Origin of the sequence: Nocardia sp. NRRL WC-3656 (assembly GCF_000720265.1) — a bacterium.
In the GTDB taxonomy this organism is placed as follows: Bacteria; Actinomycetota; Actinomycetes; order Mycobacteriales; family Mycobacteriaceae; genus Nocardia; species Nocardia nova.
In genome coordinates this window covers 1-23794 of the sequence record NZ_JOJF01000029.1, presented here as the reverse complement: position 1 = coordinate 23794, position 23794 = coordinate 1, and the positions used below count along the sequence as shown (strand labels likewise).

Here is a 23794-nt window from a genome sequence, read left to right as displayed (position 1 = left end):
GCGCCAAGGAGGCATACGTGACCACCGCAGAGCCCCTCAGCGCACAAGCCGAAGCGCGTGGGGAAGCGCGCGGGGAAGCGCGCGGCAGGCTTGCCGCCTATGCCGAAGTCCTTCTTCGCCAGCTCACTCTGAAGTTCGGGCATGTCCCGCAGCACATCGTTGACGCGGTCCAGGCGGGAAGTGCGGAAGAACTGCAATCCTGGAGCATGAGCGTCCTCAACGCCGAGCGGATCGACCAGGTTTTTTCCTGAGCTCCGGCTACCTGCGGAGGCAGACCGCTCACGCAGATACAGGCCGAGGTGTTCTGCGACGGCTTCAGCAACGACGACTTCCGAGGCGCGTGCGAGCATCACGAATGTCCTGTTATAGCAATCGGATTCGGAATGTGTCGGTGGTCACCGATACGGTGAGGTTCGTGCCCGCCGACCCCGCCAACTATCATGACGCCTTCTTCCGGGAAGTCATGTCCATCCCGGTCAACGCCGCCTCCGAACTCCGTGCCATCCTCCCGGAAACCCTGGCGGCGCACGTGGATTGGGACCACCTCGAACTTCAATCGACCAGCTTCGTCACCAGCGAACTGCGGCCCCGCTACGGTGATCTGCTCTTCCGCACCAGGATCGACAGCCATCCCGCTTATCTCTATCTGCTGATCGAGCATCAGAGTAGCCCGGACCCGCTGATGGCCTTCCGGATCCTCGAGTACATGGTCAGCGTCTGGAATCACCACATCCGGCACAACCCGACCACGCGGACCCTGCCGGCGGTCATCCCCCTCGTGGTCTACCAGAGCCCGAGTGGACGCCGCTGGACAGCGCCCCTGGACATTTCCGAACTCATCGATCTCGATGAAATTACACACGAGGCGGCCCGGCCTTACATCCCTCGCCTGCGGTACATCCTCGACAACATCAACCGCACCGACATTCGATCCCTGCTCGATCGGGATCTCACATCCCACACCCGGATCATGCTCACAGCACTGAAGGTCGCCCCCGGAAACACCGGCATGTTCACCATGCTGGACGTGCTGCGCGAGGACATCAGAGAGGTCCTCGCTCTCCCCACCGGTGTGCGTGACTTGCAGCTCGTGCTCACTTACATTATGAGTGTGGGTGAAACCGACCCCGCCGAGATCGAAAAGTTCACCGACCAGCTCGGACCACGCGCCAAGGAGGCATTCGTGACTACGGCAGAACGCCTGAGCGCTGAAGCTGAAGCGCGCGGGGAAGCTCGAGGGGAAGCGCGCGGCGAAGTGCGCGGCCGGATGGCAGTCCTGCTTGAACAGCTCACCACGAAGTTCGGCGCACTTCCTCAGCACATCGTCGACACGGTCCGGTCCGGGGATGCTGAACAACTGCAGTCCTGGACGGTCAGAGTGCTTACCGCCGAGCGCATCGACCAGGTCTTTTCCTGACCGATACCCTCGGAGAGAATGGGCTGAAGTGAGTCGACCACGCTGTACGTCGACCGCTCGCCCAAGCTCCACGCAGCGTCGGTACGCACCGGATCGTCCTTCGAAATCGCCGCCTGGGCGAACGACAATCCACCGACAAGGCGATCGACGGGTGACTGTCTACGACTTCCGCGGACACACCTGGGTGGACGTTCTGCCGCTGGTGAGGGCGTGCAGGTGCATATCGTGGCGGCCGTCCAGGCGTACTGCTGCTGCGGCGGCCAGGGTGCCTTCGTAGCGATAGTCGCCCTTCTGGGCGACGCGGAACGACGCCGGGTTCGCGGTGGAATGCTCCAAGGACAGCCGCGCAAATCCGCGTTCGAACGCCCACTGCGTCAACGCTATTACCGCGGCGGGGACAATCCCGCGAACGCACTATACGGGCGCCCAGTATCCGACCCGGCGACTCCATCGGCGAAGTCCAGTTGCCGCAACGTGATTCGGCTGGCCACATCGTTTCTGCAATCGACAATCGCCCAGTGCGCGTCCGTCTCCGAGGACCATGTGCCTCGCCATTCGGCGATCATCGCCTCGGCGACATCGGCCAAGGTTTTGCAGTGCCAACGCTGAATATCGGGGTCCGAATAGACGTCCAGTAGGAGCGGTGCATCGTCATCGGCGTACGGCCGCAGGGCGATACCGTCCCCGACCTCCGCAACGGGTTGTTCTACATCCGAGAACGATCCGGGCGGCACGGTCGGCGGCGTGAGACTCGGCATCCCCCTCCCTTCGGTCTGGATCAGCGACACCATCGCTTCGGTTAGTTATGCAATTGCATTGCAACGGCTTTGGGACGAACAGAGCCGGGTGGGCCCTGCATGGTGACGTTGGCAAGCAGATAATCGAGAGCTAACTCGCTTGTGCCGCCGATGGATTCGGCTCGGTCGGTGACGAAGGCGGTGAGGTCGTCGTGCTGAGGGCCGCAGTCGTCTAGAGGGTTTCCGCGCTGTAGGACAAACCCTGACCCACCCCCCAGTTTTCGGCGATGCGACCGTCGGCTATGCGGAAGATCTCGATCATCGTCGGCTTCGGATCGTCGTCGGGGACCGGGACACCTTCGACTGTGGAGCGGACGGCTACCTTGTCGCCGTCGACCAGGACGTCTTCGGCGACGACCCGGATGTCGGGGAATAGGGCAACGAGGCTGCGCCAGGCGCTCTTCCCTGCCTCGAATCCGGTGGTGCCCAGCGGATGACTGAAGCAGTCCGGAGTATGCAAGTCGTCGGCTTCGTCGAATTGCCGGGTGTTGAAGCAGTTCAGCATCCGCAGCACCACGGCGCCGGCGTCGTTTGTGGTCATGAAGTGTCCTTCTCGGGAGGTGGTCAGCTGGGCGACGCGTCGTCGTTAAGCGGTGCGACGCCCCGGTTACGAGATAAGCATACGGGGCGACGACCCGGTTATGCTAGTGGCGATGTCTCGTCAACCATCCGAACGCATTCCGGCCGAATCGGCGGCAGCTCGCGGCACCAGGCGACTGCGGGCCGACGCGCGCCGCAATCGCGAGCGCGTGCTGCAGACCGCGCAGCAGCTGTTCGCCCGGGAAGGACTCGACGTCTCCCTCGACGAGATCGCGCGTCGGGCCGGTGTGGGTCCGGGTACGGTCCATCGGCACTTTCCCACCAAAGAATCGTTGTATCTGGCGGTGGCGATCGATCAGCTGGAGCAACTGATTGCCGAGGCGGAGGAACTGGCTGCGACCGACGACCCCGAAGCGGTATTCACGTTGCTGTCCCGGATGATGGCCAACGGTGCCGAGAACGCCACGGTCAAGAGTGCACTCACCGCGGCTGAGTTCGACTTGCGCACCGCCGCACCGCAAGTGGCTGCAGATCTGACCGGTCATGTCACCGAGCTCCTCGATCGTGCGCGCACCGCAGGCGTCGTGCGTGACGACGTCACCGCCGGTGAGGTGATGGCGCTCGTCGCCGGTGCAATCGCCGCGATCCACCATGCTGGTGCGCAGTCGAGTCCGGCCCGTTCGGCCCATCTCGGCGGCATCATCCTCGACGGGCTGCGACCTTCGCAACGGTGAGTCTCGCCAACCCCGCCGGCTCGAGAATCGCCCGCCGGCTCGCCGTCGACGCTAAGGTTCGGCAGAGAGTGGACCCACCTCCGGGCATTGGTTGCATGTGACGGCTCTATCGAATCGTCGAGCGGAGGATGGCATGTTCGGCACGTCGGTCACTCGAGTATGTACTGAGGTGTCGAACTACGCACGCGCCGAGATCAATTGAGCTGCAGCGCGGCCCGTGACGCTTCATACTCCGTGCCGTGGCGAATATTGCGACTACCTTCGTGCGGATAAATCTGCTGGATCCGGCCGATGATCTCGCCGAGCGTGATGTGCTCGAGGAGATTATCGGTTCCCGAGGTGCCTATAACGTTCCGCTCTGGTCGCGTCGGGTCGACGCCACCCTCGACCTGCATTCGGTCTCAGGTGGGGCGCCGAAGGTCTCGCCGACCGCATCTGGGCCGGCTGGCCCGGACGTCTGACATCGGTGTGGGTGCGCTGGTACGACGACGGGGGCGATTTCGACGACATCGAGCACCGGCCGATCGTCTCGTCGCCGTGGCGGCACGACACGTACTACTAACGCGGTGGGACCTGGATTCGGCGGTGCCAATACGCCTACGACGGGATTCGGGTCATTTGGAAGAACGTACCTTCCGGCGCTGCCACTCTCGGAGGATGGCTCTGGCGTCGAGACGGATCGGTATATGTCGCCGCGGCGGCCGGTGACTACATGGCGGGAAACAATCGTTGCGATCTACTGGACGAACCGACACTGGAGACTCCGACGACACCGACGCGCGGTACCGGACCGTATGAGACTGATTTCGAATACGAGCCCTTCCGTTGGTGGCGAGCGGCTGAGCTACCCGCCGCGCTGAGCGTCGGCGATTTGTCCCTCATCCTGTGCGGCGCCACCCGGCCGGAACTGACGTGGCACGGCAGGCCGGTGATGGTGATGGCCCGGGACGAAGCGCTCGCCTGGCGGTTCTTCAGTCTCGACGACTGGGACAACTGCGCCGACCCCGACTATCTATCCGTGCGTAAACCCGGATGAGCCCGACGCCACGGTGACCGTCGACGCGGACCTGCCTCTCAACTGACCGAGTGGGCGCGCGGACACCGGCTGTTACGTCGTCCGACAACACCTCGATCCACGTCAGCTTCGACCAGGTCGGTTCGAATCTCATTCTGAATCGGCGTTGGGCGGAGCGTACGTGCTGGTACGCCTGTTCGAGGCAGCGGTGGATCATGAAATCCGGGGTGACGAAGTCCGAGTTGCCGGACTTACCGAATAACACGTTGGTTTCGGTGCGAACACTCCAGCAATGTTCGGGATCGTCGGACATCTGTTTCCGAGCGCAGCGTCGAAGGCCGCTCCACAACAGGTTGGTGAACTCCTGGTGTTCGCCGGGGCCGCGACGAAGCCACACCACCCGGCCCTCCCACAGCTCGATGCGAGCTGCGATGTCTTCGGGCAACTGCTCCAGCTCTTCCCAGGTCATGTACTCGGGAAGATCCGGTCGCGCGACATCCGGGCAGGACATGATGCCCATCGTAGCGGGCCGAACCGTGCTGTTCAGTGGCTCGACGTGCGGGGTTCGGAGGGCGGTCGTCCGGCGGGCAGGGGCGCGGGCGGTGGTCCGCTCACGCCCGAGCTCCGTCCTCAGTTGCTCTCGATGTCGTGGGTGTGCTGTTCGTAGGGCTGGTTCATGGTGTGCTGGAACTTGATTGCGGAGGCGATGCCGACGGGGATGCCGAGGAGCGCGGCGCCGAGGATGGCGCCCATGCCGCCCAGGACGCCCGCTCCGGCCAGGCAGCCGGCGATGAGTGTGAGTCCGGCGGCGTCGAGGACGGGCGCGCCGAACACCGCGCCCGCTACGGCGCCGACTCCGCAGCCGACGGCGAGGCCGATGAGACCACCGGTCATCGTTCCGACGCTGGTAGCCAGGCCGAATTCGTTGATGGCGGCCTGGATCGCCGCATCGAATCGCTCGGTCTGCGGATCGCCGTCGATGTTCTCCAGGTGCAGTTCCGGCGTCGCCGCGCGTGCCGCCGCCCGCACCTCGGGTGCGGCGTGGACGGCGGTCAGGGCCTTCGGCTCGGTCGGGAAGGCCGGGACACCGGCGACCGTGGCGCCGGAGGCGTCGCGCACCTGGAATTGCCCGCCCGCCGCGACCAGCGTGGCCGTCGCGGTCTCGATCACCACGGACTGATCCGCGGTGGAGCTCGTGTACTGCACGCCCGGCATGATCTCGGTGCTCAGGACGTGATCTGCCGCCGTCGTGGGCGCGGCGGATGCGACAGCCGAACCGGCGCCCAACGCGCTCACCACCGTGATCGCCGTGACGGTCATGCGGGTGATCTTGTTCATCTGATCTCTGTTCCGTTCTGTGTTCTGCGCAGCGCTCGATGGAGCGGCATCGACATTAACGGAAATGATTTCCATTTTCCATTCGGCGGGCGAGCCGAGTGGCGTGAAGTGGGCGCGGCGAGGCTCGTGATCAGCTGGAACGGCGGCTCCGTTCGGAAGCGCCGGCGGGTGCGTGCGTCAGTGCGGGCAGGAGGTAGGTGCGCAGGTGGTGGGACACCGCGGCGGGATCGTCGGGGTCGAAGGTGTCGCCGGGGACGGTGCCGAGGCTGATGAGGACCCGGGCCACCCACTCGGCGACCTCGGCCAGATCGTGGCCTGGGTGCACTTCTCCGCGTGCGGCGGCGCGGTCGATATAGGGCCGCCAGAATGCCGCGAGCGCGGGGACAAGGGCGGTGACGCCGGCGCCGGCGCAGGCCGCGAACTCCTCGGGTTCGGACGAGCGCAGGCGCATGAGCAGCGCGCCCGGATCGTCGTAGGCGCCGCGACCGATACGCACGCCGATGGTGAGCTGTTCGGCGAAGGTGTCGATGCGGTCGAGTTCGGCGCGGGCGTCGTTCCACCAGGTGTCGGTGAGCCGCACGATCGCGGCGCCGATCAACGCGGGCTTGTCCGGGAAGTGCCGGTACAGCCAGGCGCGCGAAACCCCCGCCTCCTCGGCCACCTCCATCATCGTGGTGGCGCGAATTCCCTTGGCGGCCAGCAATTTCTGTGTCGCTTCCAACAGCCGGTCGACCACCGTCGTGGTCGTCGTGTCGCTCATCCGCCGCCCCTTTCGCCGCACACCCGCACCGGTTCGCTGTCGACCGGTTTCGGGAAAACCCTAGCAATGTGTGGACAGATCTGAGAATGTGTCTACTAGTAGACACTATCGAGAATCTGTCTACACGCCCATGGCGTGAAAGGAGTGGTGATGTATCAACCGCGTACCGCGGTCATCGGCGCCGGAATCAGCGGTCTGACCGCCGGCAAGATGCTCGGCGACTACGGGGTGCCGTATGTGTGCTTCGAATCCTCGGACCGTGTCGGCGGCAACTGGGCCTTCGGCAATCCGAACGGGCACAGCAGCGCGTATCGCTCCCTGCACATCGACACCTCCAAACATCAGCTGTCGTTCCGCGACTTCCCGATGCCGGAGGAATTCCCGGACTTCCCGCACCACACCCAGATCAAGCAGTATCTCGACGATTACTGCGCCGCCTTCGACCTCTACCGTTCCATCGAATTCGGCAACGGTGTCGAACACGCGCGGCGTCTGCCGGGCGGCGGCTGGGAACTGCGCACGCAGCGAAACGAGGTGCGCCACTTCGATTTCCTGGTCGTCGCCAACGGGCACCACTGGGACCCGCGCTATCCGGAATTCCCGGGCGAATTCACCGGCCGCACCATGCACGCCCACCACTACATCGACCCGCGCACCCCGATGGATTTCTCCGATCAGCGCATTCTGGTGGTCGGACTGGGCAACAGCGCCGCCGATATCGCGGTAGAGCTGTCGTCGAAGGCGCTGGGCAACAAGCTGACGCTGTCCACTCGCTCCGGCGCCTGGATCGTGCCGAAGTACATCGCCGGAAAACCGGCCGACAAGTACTACCGCACCAGCCCCTACCTCCCGTTCTCCTGGCAGCGCAAGATCGCGCAGTGGGGACAACCACTGACCGCGGGACGTCCGGAGAACTACGGCCTGCCCACGCCGAATCACAAGTTCTTCGAAGCGCACCCGACCCAATCGGTGGAACTGCCGCTGCGGCTGGGTTCCGGCGATGTGATCCCGAAACCGAATATCGACCGATTCGACGGCGCCACCGTGCATTTCGCCGACGGCACCGCCGACGATTTCGACATCATCATCTACGCCACCGGCTACAACATCACCTTCCCGTTCTTCGATCCGGAGTTCATCAGCGCTCCGGACAACAAGATCGATCTGTACAAGCGGATGTTCCTGCCCGGTTTCGAGGATCTGGCCTTCGCCGGATTCGCCCAGTCCACCCCGACCTTGTTCCCGTTCGTCGAATGCCAGGCGCGACTGATCGGGGCCTATGCGGTGGGCCGCTACCGGCTGCCGTCGGCGGACGAGATGCGGCGGGTGATCGTTGCCGAACAGCAGCACTACACCGGCCATATGGTGCCCAGCGCCCGGCACACCCAGCAGGTGGACTACTTCCTCTACGAACACGATATGCGGGTGCGTGAGATTCCGGCCGGCGCCGAGCGGGCGCGGCTGTCGGGGCCGCCCCCGTGGGCGCGCGTGGCGGAGACGGATCGACCGGTGGGAGTGGCACAGTGACGACGTATCGGCAGGTCGAGTTCACCTCGGCCGGAACCACCTGTGACGCATGGTTTTTCGAGGGCGCGCCGGACGGGCCGTTCGACGGCCCCGGCGGCCGTCCGGTCGTGGTGATGGCGCACGGATTCGGCGGGACGAAGGATTCCGGGCTGGTACCGTTCGCGCAGCGCCTCGCCGCGGCCGGACTGGCCGTATTCGCCTTCGACTACCGGGGTTTCGGCGCCTCCGCCGGTGAACCCCGGCAGCGGGTCTCGATGGCCGCGCAGGCCGAGGACTACCGTGCCGCGCTGGCCGCGGCCGCACGGCAGCCCGGCGTGGATCCGAATCGACTGGTGGCATGGGGCATCTCGCTGTCCGGCGGCCACGCCCTCACCGTCGCCGCGGACCGGACCGACATCTGCGCGGTCGTCGCGCTCGTGCCGCTGGTGAACGGATTGGCGGCGGGCCGAGTCGCTTTCGCGCAGGTCGGCGCCGCGGCGATCGCGAAATCCACGGTGTCGAGTGTGCGCAGTGCCCTGGCCGGGCGGTTCGGCGGCAATCGGGTGATGATGCCGCTGGTCGGCAGGCCCGGCGAACATGCCGCCCTGACCGCCGACGGCTACTACGAGAGCTATACCGCTCTCGCGGGCCCCACCTGGCGCAACGAGGTGGACGCGGCGATCGGTCTGGAATTGGGCAGCTATCGCGCCGACCGGCGGGCCGCGCGCATCACCGCGCCGGTGCTGATGCAGATCGCCGACTTCGACCGCGCCGCGCCGGCCCACGCCGCGGCCAAGGCCGCGTTCGCCGCACGTGCCGAGGTTCGCCACTACCCGTGCGACCACTTCGACATCTTCGCCGGCAACGACTGGTTCGAGCCCGCCGTCGACCATCAGGTGCACTTCCTGACCCGCCATCTCGCCGCCGAGCGCGCGATCGCCGAGGGGGCGCAGCGATGAGCGCGACCGGCGAAGCGGCGAACGCCCCCGAGGCAACGCGGGGCGCGATGGTGATCGGCGGTGGCTCGGGCATCGGCCGCGCCACCGGTCATGCGCTGGCGCGCGACGGTTTTCGCGTCGTGGTCGCCGATGTGAATCTCGAGGCGGCGCGGACGGTGGCGGCGGAGATCGGCGATCCGGCGAGCGCGGTGGCGCTCGACGTCACCGACGAGGCGTCGGTGGCAGCCGGCTTCGAAGCGAGCGGCGACCTCCACGCGGTGGTGAACTGCGCGGGGCTGTCGCTACCCGGTCCGATCACCGAACTCGAACTGGCACACTGGAAAACGACGGTCGACGTCTGCCTCACCGGATCGTTCCTGGCGATCAAATACGCGGGCCGCCACCTGGCCGACGGCGGATCCATCACCTGCATCGCCTCCCTCAACGGCCGCCAGCCCGGCACCGGCATGGCCGGTTACTGTTCGGCCAAGGCGGGTGTGCTGATGCTGGTGGAGGTCGCGGCGCTGGAGTTGGCCGAGCGCGGCATCCGGGTGAACGCGATCAGTCCGGGCCTGGTCGACACTCCGCTGGTCGCCGGTATCGCCTTCGTGCCGGGGCTGACCGAGGAGTACCTCGAGAACACCCCGCTCGGACGCAGCGGCCGTCCCGAGGAAATCGCCGAGATGGCGGCCTTCCTGGCCTCCGACCGGGCGGCATGGATGACGGGTGCGGCCATCGATCTCAACGGCGGCGCACATCTGAAGCGCTATCCCGACGTCCTCGCCCGAGTGCGGGCGCTGGCCGAGGGTTAACGCGCCGCGTGCGGGTAGGTGTGCTGATGCAGGCGGTGCAGGAGCGCCTGCATCAGCCCCGACTCGAAGGCCGACGCCAGTGTCCCCTCGGTGAAGCGGTCCGCGCGGACCAGCAGGGTCAGGTATTGCAGGCACTGCTGTGCGGTGCAGGTCGCCAGCGGCGCGCGGTCCCGGCGCTGGATCGCCTGCTGTCCCTCTTCCCAAGCGCCCCAATTGAAGTGGGTCAGCAGCAGATGCCGATCGACCAGGAAGCGCACCACCTCGTCGACCAGCGGCGCCTTCCGCGACCAGGCCGCGCCGGAGGCCGCTTTGTCGACCCGCCACACCAGATCGGTGAGCACGCCGCGATCGTGGGCGGTCAGCCGCGCCAAAGCGGCCTCGGCCGATTCGACCGTCATGGGGTTGGCCTGCGTCACGATCCGACACCTCCGTCATGTGAAAACTAGGAATTTCATACCATGAGGTGTGTAATTCTTCTCGGCGCAGTCTCCGATGCCGGCTAGCGGCGGGGCTCCGCATCACCGTCGGCAACCAGGAACACCGGCAGTGTCGAAGGATCGCCGATGAACTCGAATTCCGCACCGCGCGTGTCGACTTCGCCGTCGGTGGCCAGTGAGATCGGCGGCCCGTCCACGCGTACCCGCAACTTGTCCGCATGCCGGTGGACGTAGGTGGGCGAATCGCCGAGGGTGCCGGTGAGCGACGCCCAGATCAGCCGCAACCGGGAGAACCGCCGGTCCGCGCGCAGATACCGGATGTCCAGACCGGCTCCGTGCAGATCGGTTCGGGCAGTGGGCACCTGATCGCGGGGGCGGTAGGTTCCGTTGCCCACGAACAACATCCACACCGAGGCCGGCACGCCGTCGATGGTGGTGCGCAGCGGCTGGGCGCGCACGAGCACGCACACCATCGCCACCGCCGCGGCCGGCCATTTGCCGATGCGATGTTCCCAGCGTTCACGCAACCGGACGAAGTCCGGATAACCGCCGAGACTCGCGGTGTTCACCAGGGTGCGTTCGCTGCCGTCGTCCAGGCGCACCCGCGCGGTGTCGGCCAACGCCAGCTGACCGGAGGAGAGTGCGGTAAGTGTGGCCGCGATATCCTCGACACCTATATCCCGGGCGAAGTGGTTCAGGGTGCCGCCCGGGAAGACGGCCAGCGGAAGTCCGTGCCGCACCGCCGCTTCCGCGACCGCCGAAACCGTGCCGTCCCCGCCCAGGACGCCGAGCGCGCGGATCGATCCGGATCTCACCTGAGCGTCGATCTCGGCATCCAGGTCGATGTCGTCGCCGAGTTCGAGCAGCGTCGCGGCCGGAAGCTTACGGATCAGATCGGCCAGCAGTCCGCCGCCGTCGCCGCTACCGGAGTTCGGATTGGCGACCAACAGCAGGCCGTCGCCGCCGATCAGGGGTTCGATCCGCTGTGCCGGGCCGACCGTCGCGGGTTCGTCGCGACGCACCGCCCACCACCGCCTGGTGCCGACCGCGATGGCGCCGCCGAGTGCCGCGCCGGCGAGCACGTCGGTGGGCCAGTGCGCGCCCACGTGAACCCGCGAGTACGCGACCGCGGCTGCCACGGGCGCCACCGCAACCGCCAGTGCCGGTGATTCCAGCGCCACGCCGGCGACGAAGGCCGCCGCCGAGGCGGCGTGGCCGGAGGGAAACGACGACGAGATCGGCGGCGAGATCAGGCGCCGCATCTGCGGCACCGCCTCGGCGGGTGGCCGGCGCCGCGGGAACAGCGGTTTGCCGACACCGTTGGCCAGCCCGCTCGCGATGCCGACGGCGACGAGTCCGCGCGCCGCGGCACGGCGCTGAGCCGTGGTCCCGACGGCGATCGCACCGACACCGGCCGCGATCCACAGCCGATTGGCGTTGGCGGCGTGGCTCAGCGAACGCAGCACGGTGTCGGCGGTACTCGGCCGCAACCGTGCGCTCCGGTCGACCAGTCGCCGATCCAGAGTATTGATTCCGCGAACCCGCCGCGGGACGAGAGGCCTGCGCATTCACCCGAGCGTACCGGCACGGCGCGCCGGGCACATCGAACAACCGGACTTATCGGGCAGCCTCGTTGGGGGCGGGAAGTTCGGCATGCCGGGCGAAGGCCTGGTCGATGAGCTCGGAGGCGGCCCGGGTGACGATCAGGCGGGCGATGGCCACCTCGGTTTCCAGCCGTGCGCGGTCCTTGCTGTCGCGCTGCGAGCGCTCGTAGGCCTGCCCGGCCAGGCAGTAGAACAATTCGGTGGCGTAGCGATCGGCGATCTGATTGCAGTCCGCGCGCAGCCGCTCCACGAGCTGGAAGGCGGTGGCGTCCGGCACCCCGCTGTCGATGAGGCGCGCGGCGAGATCGCCGCAGCGCGGATTGGCGACCCGGTAGGCCTCCAGCGGGTCGGAACTGCCGGCCAGCGCTTGTTTGACGTAGTCGGGCAGATCGGCGAGCGGATCGTCGCCGACCGGTTTCTCCTGTGCCGCAACGGGTTCGCGCTCGCCCGGACTGTCACTGACCCCGAGGACGTCGGCGAGCCCGTCGCCACGATCCCATGCCTCGAGCAGTTCGCGGATCCCGTTGAGCTTCATACCTCGGCTGAGCAGCCGGCTGATCGTGTGCAGCCGCTCCAGATGATCGGATCCGTAGTAGCCGATGCGCCCCCGGACTTCCGGTGACGGCAACAGCCCTCGTTCGTGGTACACGCGGACACTGCGCACGGTGGTGTCTGCTGCCCGCGCCAGCTCGTCGATCGTGTACTCCGAGTGCACAGCCATACCTCTTAGGAAATCACAACTTACCCCGTAGAAAAACGGACCGTACAAAAACGTCCCGTTAAGTGACGATACATCCGTGCAACGACTTGGTCAATGTGCCGTTAAATAGCGGCGAAAGTGGTTGCTGACAGCCAAATCGTGGGTTAACGTGCCGAGTACAGCAGTTCGCTGCTGGTTGCCGGGGACTGTGGAGCAGCCCCGATGCCCGCCCGACCCATGGGCCACGTCTGCGAACCACACGGTGATTGCACACGTGTGTCCTCGGCATCCCCGGAGACGGAAATGAGCACAATTCACTCGCGTCGGCTACCCCTCGGATCCCCTGTGGCGCCGCGTCTTTCGACTGTTCCCACGCCCGCCGTCGCGACTGTCGCCGTCGCGGCCGCGCACCGCCCGCCGTGCGCCGACGGGCCCGACGACTGGGACCTCGACGTCGGCACCCCCGACTCCTGGCGCGCCGCGGTCCGGATCTGCGCGAGTTGTCCGCTGCTGACCGAATGTTCCCAGCTCGCAGAGGCTTTGATCGCCCGTGGCGACGGTCCACGGGCCATGATCTGGGCCGGAGTCGCCTATGACAGCGCCGGCAAGATCGTGGAGAACCTCGATCGGCATCGGACGGCCCCGCTGGATCACAAACGGCCGCTGCGGATCATCCGGACCGGCGCCCGGCCGGTCTGTGTGGAACCCGCGCCCGCGACGCCGCGTCGTCGTATCGTGCTGGGGCGCCGGTTGCGACCGGCAGCGACCGGTGGCTGCTGAGAGCGTCACCATCGACAGGCGAAAACTACTGTGACGGTGGGTAATTCATGACTGTACTGGCGTTGGAAATCGGCCCGGCGGGCTTCGCGGCGACTCGCGTGGCAGACGATGTCGGTGCGGACGATATTCGCCGGGCTCCGATCCCCCCCGCCGGCGCCTGGGAAGCCTGCCGGACACTGCTGCACGAGACCGCCGGCGGCGAAGATGTGGCGGCGATCGGGATCGGATCGTCAGGGCCGATCGACATGACCGCCGGCGTCGTCGCGCCGACCGCGGTCAAGGAGTGGCAGACCGGTTTCGAGCTGGTCGATTCCGTGAAGAAGGCGTTCCCGGGCGCCAGTGTGCAACTGGGGCTGGACGGTGTGTGCCTCGCGCTGGCCGAACAGAATTTCGGCGCCACCGGCCAGGTGATGGACGCGGTGTCGATCGCCGTATCGGATCGGATCAGTGCCGGGGTGATGGTCGGCGGCCTGGTGGTCGTGGGTCGTACCGGCAATGCCGGTCATCTGGGCCATCTGCTCGTTCCCGGTTACGACGAACCGTGTGAATGCGGTGGTCGAGGCTGTCTCGAAGCCGTCGCGGGTGGCCTCTCCGCGGTGCGGTGGGCTCGCGGCCGGGGGTGGCCGGGAGCCACGGTGGCGGAACTGGTTTCGGCGGCGCAGTCCGGCGACGAGGTCGCGGTCGCGGCGTTCGAACGGGTGGGTACCGCGTTGGGGCGGGCCATCGCTTCGATCGCGCCGCTGCTCGATGTCGGTCTCGTCGTCGTGGGCGGTTCGATGGCCACGGCCGGCCCAGCGCTGTGGAAGCCGCTGAACACGGCCGTGGCCACCCATGCCCGGGCCGGCTTCCTGGCCGCACTGCGAGTGGTCCCTTCGGAATTGGAGGATCTCGGCGTCCTGGCCGGGGCGGGGGTTCTCGCCCTGATCGCAGCCCAGGACTAGCGGCACCGTCGTCGATCACGGCCGAAATCGCGCAGGATGCGGGCGTCGGCCGTGATTTCGCATGTTCAACGTCTGTTTACGAAATGGGCGTTCGTTCAGCATGGTTCACTTGCAGTGGTCGGTCTGCTGACCAGTGCAGTTGTTCTTCTCCTATTGATCGCACCGCTGGATAACGGTACATTGTCTAGGTCACGATGATCGTCTGAACCCGTCGGTCATGAGTGCGCGGAGGAACGGCTGGTGCAGGGCAAGTGCGATGAGTGACGCGGTGATCGGATGGACGACGATCGAAACATTGACGCCGGAGACGATGTCGGTCGCCTCGGTCGGGGAAACGCCCCGCGAGTTCGCGGCGTGGCAGCGTGTGCTGCAGCGGCAGCTGGCGAAGATGCCCGCGATCTACGACGGCCTGACGACCGCGCGGATCGCCGAGGCCATGATCTCGGCCCGCGATCACGCGCAGGAGGTCGATCTGCGGATCGCGACCCGCTCGGGTCCGCATCGGCTGCTGATCAAACCTGTCTTCGGCCCCGCCGGTGACGTCCATGCCATCCGGCTGTGGCTGGGTCCGGCGACCGCGGAGGTGCCGGCGCTGCGTCCGGCGGTCGGAGCGATCTGGGATCTGTCGACACAGACCATCCAGCTGCCGGGCGGTATCGCGCGATTGTCTGGAATGTCCGCCGAGGAGTACGTGCCGCGGATATCGATCGCCGAACTGTTCCACCGGATGTCGGGATTCGACCGGCACACCGAGGTGCTCGATCTGCTGTACGAGCCGACGGCCGGCGCCAAGATGCAGTTCGACGTGACCGTCCGCGCCGACGGTGAACGTCCCGGCCGCTGGCGCATCACGATGCGTGCCCGGGACGACGAACGATCCAGGGGCGCATGGCTGTTGATCGAGGAGATCGGCGCCGAGCGGGCGTCGATGTCGTGGTCGACGCTGGAGCAGGTCGGTCTGCGGGAAGCGCATCGCCGCGCCGGCACCCATCTGGCTGTGGTGCAACTCGAATACACGAGCATTTCGCACTGGCTGACCGATCCGGCGCCCTGGATCAGGTGGGACTATCTGTTCCGGCCGATCGACGTCTTCCATCCCGACGATCGCCATCGCCTGCTCGCCCTCGACGAGCGGTTGCGCGCGGGTGACACCGCCGGGGTGACCGTCCGGGCTTTGAATTACGGTGGCGGCTACACCCCGACCTCCCTGCTGCTGTATCCCTACCCGGGATATTCGGCGCGGCAATTGGCGATCGCGCAGATGGTCCGCGTCGCCGACGATCTCCCGGTGATGGAGCCGCAACGGCAGTCCTCGGGGCTTCCGCATCTGCACACCCCCATCGGCTACGACGACCAGCTGCGGCATCGTCTGGCCGGCCGGATGAAGCGCAGCCCCGTGTACTGAGCGCCTTCCCACGGCAGGGAACAGTCCGAAGGGTGAATGCCCTTGCCCTCTCTACCATTCCGAGAGTGCGGGCAATTGCTGGTAGATCGGCGGATTCGGGCGAAGCACTGCTTCGCCGGATGGCCGCGCGACGCCGCCGCGACAACATCCTCGTCGCGGTACTGGCCGTACTAGCCGTCCTCGGCGGTGGACATGCCGTCCTGTCCTGGTTCTCGGAGCCGCCGCAGGGTCCGTCCGACGCGAACACGACGACCCTGATCGGCCATGCGCAACTGGCGGCATCGTTCGCCGAGGACTTCGTGGTGAGCTACCTCGGTTCGAGCGCGGGGCAGCAGGATCGGATCGCCGACTATGTCGATCCGGGCCAGCAGATGCGCTTGCCGGCCACCGCGCATCCGGTGAGCGACCCGATGGTCGTCCACGTCAGCCGCACCGAATCGACTGCGAGCGTGGAGATCTGGGCGGTCACGATATCGGTGCACCCCGGGCGGACCGGCAGCGTGACCGACGCCCGCCAGTACTACCAGGTCGCGGTATCGGTGACACCGGACGGCCGCAGGCGCGCGCTGTCGCTACCGGCCGCGGTGGAGCCGCCGGGGCGTGGCCCGGATATCACCCTCGCCTACGGCACGCCCTGCCCCTCGGATACGCCGCTGGCCGATGTCGCCACGGGCTTCCTGACTGCCTATCTGACCGGATCGGGGGATGTCGCCCGCTATACGGCCGTCGGCGCCGGGATCACGGCATTGCGCCCGGCTCCGTTCACCGGCCTCGAGAGCGTCTCGGTCACGGCGGACGAATCCAGTTGCGGCAGTAGCGGAAACAGCGCGAAAGTGCTCGCCACGGTGGCGCCGAAGGGAAGTGGTGGCGCCTCGGTCTCGCTGTCCTATCCGCTCACCATGGTGCGCCCCTCCGGACAGTGGCAGATACAAGCCATCGATCGTGTTCCGGCGCTGACGAATCCGCTCACGGTCGTGAACGGCGCCGGTCCCGGCGGCGCCGGCGCACCGGCGCCGAGCAGTAGCCAACCCGCCGCACCGACGACGACCGTGCAGATCCCGCCGGCGACGCAGAACTGATCCGAGAAGGGACGCTCATGCACAATCTCAACGCGCTGCTGTATTACATCCTGCTGGTGGTCCGCGCGCTCGGCATCATCGTCATCACGATCCTCGCCATGGGCATCCTCATCTCCGAGGCGGCCAAGTCGAAGTTGTCGCCGACGAAGGTGCTCGGCGTGGTCGGCTCGGCGATCCTCGCGGCGGTGCTGTTCTGGATGCTGCCGACACTGGTCAACTACGCACGATCCGATGCCACCAGCGTCGTGCCCGATCAACCGGTTGGGCGATACCGATGACTCAGCTGATCAAGGTGTACACGCCGATCAAACGGGTGCCCACCATGATCGGCAAAGCGCAGAACGGGCAGAAACTGCCATTCGGGCCGTACACACTTCCACAGGTGGCCGGCGGTATCGCGGTCATTCTGGTGACCTCGGTCCTCGCCATGATCCTGCCGGTGAATCCGGCGATCACCTTCGTGGTGGGGCTGATCCTGACGATTGTGGCGGTGTTCGGCCTGGGGTTGCTGCCCTATACCGGGGTACGGATGATCTCGCGGGCCATGTGGTTCGGCCGTTTGGTCTTCGTCCGTAAACCAGTGTCGGCGTCGGGTTTTCCGGTCACCGCGGAATCCGCCCGGCACACCCTGTTCATCGAGGAATCCGTGGTCATCATCTTTCCGGACGGGCCGGCGCCCGAGGCCACGCCGGTCGGCCGGCCGGGATCGGGAAATGTCGCCGAGTTGCTTGCTACCCAGTCCACTTCGCTTCGTGCCGAGGGTAGCCGCGCAGTGGCAGGAGGAGTGCACTGAATGGCGTTCGAGCGAGATATCCAGCCCACCGCGGCCATTCGGGGCAACCTGCAATTCACGCACGCCGGATTGGTCACCGCGACCTATTTCATCAATCCGCTCGGTTACGGATTGCGCAAGGCCGGTGACAAGTTCGACGTGAAGGCGGCCCACCACGCGCTGATCAACAACCTGCCCAACGGCTCGCTCCTGCTGGGAATTCAGGCGCGGCTCAACACCATCGACGTGCTGGGCAAGATGGTCGAGGGCGTCGATCTCGACGAATGCGAGGATTACGCGCTCGAGGTGGTCGCCGCCTACGAACGGGTGCGTGCCATCGTGCCGCAGACCCGGATCTTCCTGCTGTCCATACCCGTCGGATCCAGCGGCCCGGCACTGTCGGGACTGTCGCGGATCTGGCGCGGCAGCACCACCACGATCGATGCCACAGCGCTGTTACGCGCCGATCTGGAGGCCTACGACGACACCGCGAACGAGATCCTCTCGCGAATCGGTGGCGATTTCGAACCGGTGCCGGTGCCGGCGGCGTTGTTCCAGTGGCTGTGGGAGCACTATCTGTCCCGGGGCGCGGTCGGCGATCCGGTCGCCCCGACCCGCGCGGGCGTTCTCGACGATGCCACCGCCGCCGTCTTCCGGTCCGCGGCCCTGGACGAAGGCGCCCAGGCCGACAGCAACCGGCGCCTGCGTCCTTCGTTCGTGCCGGTGATCAAGGTGGTTCAGCCCGACTTCGAGTTCCGGCCGTCCTATCAGGCGATCCTGACGCCCCATTCGTTCCCGTACTCCGGGATGAATTTTCCCGGCGGCAGCGAATTCCTCAGCGTCCTCGACGGTATGGAGAACGTCACCATCGACTGGGCGATGCGAATTTCGACGCGCCCCGCGGACGCGGTGCTGAAGAACAACGAGCAGAATCTGCGCCGTCTCGGTGAGCAGATGGATCAGCGCGATCAGGAGGTGTCGTTCGCGCAGAACACCCTGATGTCGAAGGTGCAGATGCTCGGTGAATACAACAATCACTTCGAGGTCAACGGTGGCGAATCGGAGGTGTCGTTCACGACCGTGATCGCGGTCGGCAGCTCCTCGCACGACACCACCATGGATGCGGTCAATACCCTCAAACGCCGATACAAACGCTTTCAAGTGGAGATGACGGCACCCGTCGGCGCTCAGGTCGACCTGTGGTCCATGATGATTCCGGGCAGTCCGCCCCGGCGCGCCTACGACGACTTCGCCCATATCGTGCCGTCGGATATGTGGTCGGGTTTCGTTCCCTTCACGACCAGCCAGATCGGTGACGACAGCGGTCCGGTGATCGGCGTCAATTTGCTCTCCGGCCAATTCGAACCGATTCACTTCGGCATCATGGAAGCGGCGCTGCACGACCTGTCGGCCTCGTTCGCGGTGACCGGCGAACTGGGTTCGGGTAAATCGTATTTCCTGAAACTGATGGCGGTGCTGGTCCACGATATGGGCGGGCAGTTCCTCGCCATCGACCGCAGTCAGGTCGGGGAGTGGGAACATTTCGCCTCCTCGATCGACAACGCGGTCGTCATCGACCTCAGCAATCCGACCGTGTCGCTGGATCCGCTGCGATTGTTCGATCCGCGTGTCGCCGGTGAGCGCGCGCTGGACTCGATCCTGCCGCTGCTGGACCTGTCGCCCACCAGCGGTGCCGGTGCGCTCATCGGCAGCATGCTCACTCCGAAAGGTATTGCCGAGCACGGTATTCGGAGCCTGCTCGATCTCTATCGCGTGGTGTGCCGGTTGCGCGACGAGCACGGCAGTGCCGAGGAGTACGCCGATCTCGCCGCCCGGCTGGGAGCCATCGTGGAGCGGGTGCCGGTCCTGTTCGACCCCGGCCTGCGACCGCTGCGACTCGACGCCGCGGCCACGGTCATCCGCAGCCACAACCTGGCGCTGCCGACGGCGGAAGAACTGGTCACCCCCCACCTGTACAACCGGTTGCCGCTGACCAAACGCCTGGGCACCGCGCTGTACGAACTGGTGGGCGTCACCGCGCGAGAAGCGTTCCTCTCCGACAACGGCCGATTCGGGCTGCTCGTCGGCGACGAGGCGCACCACTTCACCCAGACTCAGGTGGGATCCGCGGTGACCAGCGACTTCAGTCGCGACGGCCGAAAGCATCTGGCCGCGATCGGTTTGGCCTCACACGATCCGGCCACCGACTTCCAGGGCGCGGCGCACAATCTGATCCCGAACCGGTTCGTCTTCCGGCAGCGCGACGAGACGCTGGCCCGCAACAGCCTGGAATGGCTGGGTGTGGACCTCGACGAGGCGCCCTTCCTGCTCCAGATTCTGCGCGAGGAGACGTCTCCGCCGATCGGCCCCGGACGGCAGGTGCCCGAGGAGCGGCGCGGCGAGATGTTCATGCGAGATGCGTTGAACCGCATCGGTCGCGGCAAGGTGCTCGGGCCCGCCCGCCCCGATCGCGCCGAGGCCATCAGCAGTACGCCGAATGCCGCACCCAAGCGCGCGATACTGGAAAGACAGGCGGTGCCATGACCAGCGATACGGGCACCGTGCGCGGCCGGTTCGGTCCGGACTGGGAATTCGAATTCTTCGACCCGGCTCGGTGGCAGCCGCGCGCGGTGGCCCGCCGATGCTGGAATTGGATGTCGGCCACTCGGCGGCGGCGTTGGAGTGTCTCGGCGCTGGCGGCGTTCGTCGTGATGGTCGTGCTGCCGGTGGTGCTCGGTGCGGTGGCCACGGCACAAACGGGGGAGGGGGATGCGGAGGGGTCCTCGGTCAACAGTGGACTGGGGTGGATGCATGTCCGCGATTCCTCCGGCGCGGATCTGGCGAGCTATATTTTCGCGACCAATCACGGCGGCCTGCTGCACCCCGGCAACACCGCGTTGTCGTTGGTGATCAGCCTGGAGTTCGCCGGTTGGATTGTCATCGTGACCACCGCCATCTGGTTGATCGGATACGCCCTCAGCTTCGAATGGCTCAACCTGTTCAGTCGCGCTCTCGAAGGTGTCGCGCACAGCCTCAGCGGGCAGATCGCGACCCCGATGATGCTGGCGGCCGCGGTGACGATCGGGGCCTTCTTCGTCGCATGGTTCGTCGTCCGCGGGTTCCATTCCAAAGCCACCATGCAGGTAGTTTCCATGTTGCTGATCGCCGTAGCGGGACCGATATTCCTGGCGGAACCGCTGGCGGATGTACTTTCTTCGGACGGTTTGCTCGCGCAAGGGCGCAACATCGGGATATCGATCGCTGCCGGTTTGAACGGCAACAGCAGTCCGAATGCGTCGGCGCTGGTACCGCAGATGCAGGCCGAACTCGCCGACAATTTCGCTCGGCGCCCGTTGCAGGTATGGAATTTCGGTCGGGTTGTCGATACGAATTCCACGTGCAAGGCTGCGTGGACGTCGGGAGTGATGAACGGCAGTGAGAAGGCCGTCAAGGAGGGAATGAAGAACTGCGACAAGGTTGCATACAACGCGACCGAGAATCCGACTGTCCCGCAGATCGGTGCGGGCTTGATTCTTCTGGTCGCGGGCACGATCTTGCTGCTGTTCGCCGTCTATCTCTCTCTCAAGATCATCAAGGCCGCACTCGACACCATCTACCACGGCTTCATGTCGATATTCGGCTTTGCCGCAGGCGGTTTCATATACGGGCCGACCCAAACTTTTCTTGTGCGCAACGTCGTGGACGGCTTCATAGCAGGAGCCCGAATGGCTTGCTACACCATCTTTCTCGGTGTCTACGTGCTGTTCTTGGGGAATCTGTTCAAGGAAGCGGAGAACGACGTGATGGCGATCTTCGTGATCGGTGCGATCGTCGAGATCATCGCGATCTTCCAGCTGCAGCGGTTGAGTAACGGACTGAGCAACGGCAACGAATGGGTCGCCAATCGCTTCGCGCTGGCCATGCAAGGGGCCTCACGTGGCGGATCCGGTGGCGGAGGGGGGTCCGGTACGGCATTGGGCATGGGCCAGGCCGGAGCCAAGCACAAGATGGGCGGTGCGGCCATGCTGGCTACTCTCGCCGGTTTCAGCACGGTGAGTAATTCACCACTCACCGAATGGATGTGGGGGCGCACCCGGAGCCCGTTGCGGCCGTTCTCGCGAACCGAACGTGAAGCGCAACTCGCGCAGTGGGGCGTATGGGGTCGCGAGAACTTCGGTGGTGCCGACGGCTTGTACACCCAGTCCTATATGAACCGGCACCAGTTCGCCTTCGCGGCGCGGCAAGCTGCGGAAGCTGCCGGCGGAGTCGATACCGTCATGGGAGCGTCCGCAGCCATCCAAGGAGTGTTCGATTACGGCGGTTCGCTCGACAGCGCCTGGGGCGCGATGCTCGGCGCCGGATTCACCGACGAACATATTATGTCGAACGCCATCAGATCATGGGGCATCGTGGCACAGAACGCCGAGGACGAGACACTCACCGACAAACATCTCGGACACGTTGTCTCGGCAATTTCACGTGCGCAGCACTCGGCCAACCGGCTGCTACGGGGCGAAGGCTCGGAACGGGAAGCCGCGGCGGATCTCGCGACATTGCAAGCGGCGACCTTCCGATTCCGGCGCGCCAACCCGGGGGGCGTCACCTTGGACGGCGGAGCGGCGTTCGGCCGGGAGCGGGCATTCGTGGAACAGTACATGGCGGCTCCGTCGCAGGAACAGATCGAACAACTGCAGGTCGTAGCCGGCGGGGGGCGGTCGACGTTGCCGGCCCTCGCCGGGATCAACGAGAACAGTGCCGACCGGATGCTCATGTGGATCGGTAACGAGCACGCTCACGTCGTGTCCTCGGCTGTCGACCGATTGGTCGAGGACCCTGGAAATCCGCACAATATTCGAGAGGTTCGCCGGCTCATTTCCCACGCGGCCGATACGGATCTCTGGGCTTCGCGGGTTCATCGGACGCCGTGGAACGCTCCGCAACCGCCCGGCACGAATGCTCCCAATCCGAATTGGCAAGCCCGAATGGGGCGCGTCGGCGGCCGCCTGCGTTAGGCGGCGTATTTACCGAAAGGCTTGGGAGGAGGCTGTCGATGAGCAATCAACCGGACGGACTGCGGACAGCATTGGCATTCGTACCGTGGTGGGCTTGGGGTCTCGTGGTCGTCGTCGCGCTGTGCGGTGTAGTACTCATGGGAGCGGTGTTTCCCACTGCGGCACAGTCGGGTTCGTCGGCGTCGGACCTGCAGTGCCAATGCGCGAGCGCGATCGGGGACGACCCCAGCGAGACACCCACGGCCACCACCGTCTCGAAGTGCGGAGGCGGCGGCACGGTCGCGGCATCGGATATCCCGTCGACCAATCCGTACGTGAGCGTAACCGTCGACCCGAGCGACAACGACGTCTCCGATTGGATCCGGTCGTGTCTGAGTGGACCGATGCGGTCGGCACCCTATCAAATGCCGGAGTTGGCCTACGGCAATACCGGCTTCGCCGGCAGTTGCGCGGCTGCGCTCGCCGCCGGCTACCGCTCCCAGGCGGCCGATATGGCCGAACTGGTGCGAGGAGTGATCTACCAGGCGTCCGTGGCCGCGACCACACAGCGATGTGAGAAGACGTCGCTCGACGGAATACCCGCGCCCACCGGGAACGGTTGCCAGACTTCGACGGACGCCATTCGCGGCAGCAATTCGGGCGCGGTGATCCTTCCGACGACCCTCGCGGGCCAGGCGATCTGCGGTCAGCGCGTGCAGCTTTCCGCCGCATCGGCGGGCGATGTGGTGTTCTGGGACTACGGCTCGCGCGGGCCGGCTCGCGCCGGTGTGGCACTCGGCGACGGGACCATGATCACCGCCGACGCGGCGACGGGAAGCCTTGTGCAGCAGACGATTCCGACTAGCCGGGGCGTACAGGTCAAACGGGTGTTGGGGGCCGGGGCATGACATCACCCGCCGAGGTGCAGCCGGGGGTTACCGGCGAGCCGAACGAGGAGCAGTCGCCCGACGGGACGACGCCGTGGACACTGCGCCCCATGGAACAACGGTCGAAGCCCGACAAGGCCGTGACGCCGTCGCTCCCGGGAGTGCCGCCGGGGGCGAATACTCCAGCTACTCCGTCGTCGCCTGCTCCGGGGGCTTCTCCGCCTGCACCACCGGGTCCGGCTCCTGCTGGGTCGGGTGCGGGTGTGGTGTCGGGGCCGGGTTCGCCCGCGGTATCGGTGGCGCCCGGATCCGCTGAGGCGCCCCCGGCCGCGGGCGCCGCC

The 23794-nt window shown here is 66.2% G+C and carries 25 protein-coding genes; 17 read left to right on the top strand and 8 right to left on the bottom strand.

What is annotated here, in order from left to right; genetic code table 11:
* Positions 1-17 precede the first annotated feature (17 nt).
* On the top strand, positions 18-251 hold the full coding sequence (locus IG65_RS0128055; RefSeq protein ID WP_156055815.1) for a hypothetical protein: 234 nt from the start codon (positions 18-20) through the stop codon (positions 249-251).
* A 134-nt stretch (positions 252-385) separates the two neighbouring features.
* On the top strand, positions 386-1417 hold the full coding sequence (locus IG65_RS36200; RefSeq protein WP_030517954.1) for an Rpn family recombination-promoting nuclease/putative transposase: 1032 nt from the start codon (positions 386-388) through the stop codon (positions 1415-1417).
* A gap of 159 nt (positions 1418-1576) precedes the next feature.
* On the opposite strand, the gene IG65_RS38045 is transcribed toward IG65_RS36200, so the two are convergent.
* The 3 genes from IG65_RS38045 to IG65_RS0128040 all read right to left on the bottom strand — a co-directional run bounded on the left by IG65_RS38045 (position 1577) and on the right by IG65_RS0128040 (position 2755).
* On the bottom strand, positions 1577-1795 hold the full coding sequence (locus IG65_RS38045; protein WP_156055814.1) for a hypothetical protein: 219 nt from the start codon (positions 1793-1795) through the stop codon (positions 1577-1579).
* 5 nt (positions 1796-1800) lie between these two features.
* On the bottom strand, positions 1801-2208 hold the full coding sequence (locus IG65_RS37255) for a GNAT family N-acetyltransferase (RefSeq protein ID WP_051757022.1): 408 nt from the start codon (positions 2206-2208) through the stop codon (positions 1801-1803).
* Between the two features lie 178 nt (positions 2209-2386).
* Entirely contained in the window at positions 2387-2755 is a 369-nt protein-coding gene (locus IG65_RS0128040; protein WP_030517953.1) for an ester cyclase, read from the bottom strand.
* Between the two features lie 52 nt (positions 2756-2807).
* Between IG65_RS0128040 and IG65_RS0128035 the strand changes: the two genes are divergently transcribed.
* From IG65_RS0128035 to IG65_RS38035, 3 genes are all read left to right on the top strand, one after another.
* Positions 2808-3488 carry a TetR/AcrR family transcriptional regulator gene (locus IG65_RS0128035; protein WP_197039951.1) on the top strand — a complete coding sequence of 227 codons (681 nt, stop codon included), beginning with the start codon at positions 2808-2810 and terminating at the stop codon, positions 3486-3488.
* A gap of 239 nt (positions 3489-3727) precedes the next feature.
* Positions 3728-3949 carry a hypothetical protein gene (locus IG65_RS38040; protein ID WP_156055813.1) on the top strand — a complete coding sequence of 74 codons (222 nt, stop codon included), beginning with the start codon at positions 3728-3730 and terminating at the stop codon, positions 3947-3949.
* A gap of 410 nt (positions 3950-4359) precedes the next feature.
* Positions 4360-4524, top strand: a complete 165-nt coding sequence (locus tag IG65_RS38035) for a hypothetical protein (RefSeq protein WP_156055812.1) — start codon at positions 4360-4362, stop codon at positions 4522-4524.
* A gap of 609 nt (positions 4525-5133) precedes the next feature.
* Here IG65_RS38035 and IG65_RS0128015 read toward each other — a convergent pair.
* Positions 5134-5916: a hypothetical protein gene (locus IG65_RS0128015; RefSeq protein WP_156055811.1), complete on the bottom strand. Its 783-nt coding sequence runs from the start codon at positions 5914-5916 to the stop codon at positions 5134-5136.
* Positions 5917-5971: 55 nt separating this feature from the next.
* Entirely contained in the window at positions 5972-6601 is a 630-nt protein-coding gene (locus IG65_RS0128010; protein ID WP_036525920.1) for a TetR/AcrR family transcriptional regulator, read from the bottom strand.
* A 150-nt stretch (positions 6602-6751) separates the two neighbouring features.
* On the opposite strand from IG65_RS0128010, the gene IG65_RS0128005 reads away from it, so the two are divergent.
* The 3 genes from IG65_RS0128005 to IG65_RS0127995 are packed head-to-tail and all read left to right on the top strand — an operon-like array spanning position 6752 to position 9857.
* On the top strand, positions 6752-8128 hold the full coding sequence (locus tag IG65_RS0128005; RefSeq protein ID WP_030517947.1) for an NAD(P)/FAD-dependent oxidoreductase: 1377 nt from the start codon (positions 6752-6754) through the stop codon (positions 8126-8128).
* Positions 8125-9066 (top strand): alpha/beta hydrolase, encoded by a 942-nt coding sequence (locus IG65_RS0128000; protein WP_030517946.1) that lies wholly within the window; start codon positions 8125-8127, stop codon positions 9064-9066. Before IG65_RS0128005 ends, IG65_RS0128000 begins: the two co-directional genes overlap by 4 nt.
* Positions 9067-9113: 47 nt before the next feature.
* Positions 9114-9857, top strand: a complete 744-nt coding sequence (locus IG65_RS0127995) for an SDR family NAD(P)-dependent oxidoreductase (protein ID WP_030517945.1) — start codon at positions 9114-9116, stop codon at positions 9855-9857.
* Here IG65_RS0127995 and IG65_RS36190 read toward each other — a convergent pair.
* The 3 genes from IG65_RS36190 to IG65_RS0127980 all read right to left on the bottom strand — a co-directional run bounded on the left by IG65_RS36190 (position 9854) and on the right by IG65_RS0127980 (position 12619).
* Positions 9854-10273, bottom strand: a complete 420-nt coding sequence (locus tag IG65_RS36190) for a DUF6508 domain-containing protein (protein ID WP_156055810.1) — start codon at positions 10271-10273, stop codon at positions 9854-9856. The two genes, IG65_RS0127995 and IG65_RS36190, sit on opposite strands and share 4 nt — an antisense overlap.
* Positions 10274-10356: 83 nt before the next feature.
* Positions 10357-11862, bottom strand: coding sequence for a diacylglycerol kinase family protein (locus IG65_RS0127985; protein WP_030517943.1), 1506 nt, complete (start codon positions 11860-11862; stop codon positions 10357-10359).
* A 49-nt stretch (positions 11863-11911) separates the two neighbouring features.
* On the bottom strand, positions 11912-12619 hold the full coding sequence (locus tag IG65_RS0127980) for a MerR family transcriptional regulator (RefSeq protein ID WP_030517942.1): 708 nt from the start codon (positions 12617-12619) through the stop codon (positions 11912-11914).
* Between the two features lie 324 nt (positions 12620-12943).
* Here IG65_RS0127980 and IG65_RS36185 point away from each other — a divergent pair, with 324 nt between their 5' ends.
* The 9 genes from IG65_RS36185 (at position 12944) to IG65_RS0127930 (ending at position 23474) form a co-directional block, all read left to right on the top strand.
* Positions 12944-13378 carry a hypothetical protein gene (locus tag IG65_RS36185; RefSeq protein WP_051757019.1) on the top strand — a complete coding sequence of 145 codons (435 nt, stop codon included), beginning with the start codon at positions 12944-12946 and terminating at the stop codon, positions 13376-13378.
* Positions 13379-13425: 47 nt separating this feature from the next.
* A complete protein-coding gene (locus IG65_RS0127965; protein ID WP_030517940.1) occupies positions 13426-14319 on the top strand; it encodes an ROK family protein in 894 nt (297 codons plus the stop codon).
* Positions 14320-14575: 256 nt separating this feature from the next.
* Positions 14576-15724, top strand: a complete 1149-nt coding sequence (locus tag IG65_RS0127960) for a GAF domain-containing protein (RefSeq protein WP_030517939.1) — start codon at positions 14576-14578, stop codon at positions 15722-15724.
* A gap of 119 nt (positions 15725-15843) precedes the next feature.
* On the top strand, positions 15844-16803 hold the full coding sequence (locus tag IG65_RS0127955; RefSeq protein WP_030517938.1) for a conjugal transfer protein: 960 nt from the start codon (positions 15844-15846) through the stop codon (positions 16801-16803).
* A gap of 17 nt (positions 16804-16820) precedes the next feature.
* The gene (locus IG65_RS0127950) at positions 16821-17081 is read left to right on the top strand and encodes a hypothetical protein (protein WP_030517937.1); all 261 of its coding nucleotides are present in this window, start codon (positions 16821-16823) and stop codon (positions 17079-17081) included.
* Positions 17078-17596 (top strand): hypothetical protein, encoded by a 519-nt coding sequence (locus IG65_RS0127945; RefSeq protein WP_156055809.1) that lies wholly within the window; start codon positions 17078-17080, stop codon positions 17594-17596. Before IG65_RS0127950 ends, IG65_RS0127945 begins: the two co-directional genes overlap by 4 nt.
* On the top strand, positions 17597-20119 hold the full coding sequence (locus IG65_RS0127940) for an ATP-binding protein (RefSeq protein WP_030517935.1): 2523 nt from the start codon (positions 17597-17599) through the stop codon (positions 20117-20119).
* Positions 20120-20283: 164 nt separating this feature from the next.
* Positions 20284-22587 (top strand): hypothetical protein, encoded by a 2304-nt coding sequence (locus IG65_RS0127935; RefSeq protein ID WP_156055808.1) that lies wholly within the window; start codon positions 20284-20286, stop codon positions 22585-22587.
* A 38-nt stretch (positions 22588-22625) separates the two neighbouring features.
* Positions 22626-23474 carry a hypothetical protein gene (locus IG65_RS0127930; RefSeq protein ID WP_156055807.1) on the top strand — a complete coding sequence of 283 codons (849 nt, stop codon included), beginning with the start codon at positions 22626-22628 and terminating at the stop codon, positions 23472-23474.
* Positions 23475-23794 lie beyond the last annotated feature (320 nt).